Annotated in this window: 1 protein-coding gene; it reads left to right on the forward strand. The window is 65.9% G+C overall.

The window, feature by feature from the left end; all coding sequences use genetic code 11:
• A partial coding sequence (locus tag SB679_RS25450) for a hypothetical protein (protein WP_410705136.1) occupies window positions 1–252 on the forward strand: 252 nt, incomplete at both ends.

The following is a 252-nucleotide window of genomic DNA, read 5'->3' on the forward strand; positions in this document are numbered from 1 at the left end:
CAAAAGCAAAACCGCTGCCCTCCCCGCACAGTCCCAACAGCTCGCAGCTGGAGCAGCCCAGGTTGCCGCCGGAAACGCCGAGTTGAACACCAAGGTCCAAGACGTTGCGGCGCAACTTGACGCTGCCGACAAGGGCCTGCGCGTGCGGCTGGTCCAGTCCAACGCGCAGCTCGTCGCCTCCGGCGTGTTGACCCAAGCTCAAGCCGACAAGGTGATGGCGGACTTCGATGCTGCCGCCGCCTCCACCCCGGT

The sequence above is a fragment of the Chryseobacterium sp. SIMBA_029 genome, assembly GCF_046535275.1.
Classification (GTDB): domain Bacteria; phylum Bacteroidota; class Bacteroidia; order Flavobacteriales; family Weeksellaceae; genus Chryseobacterium.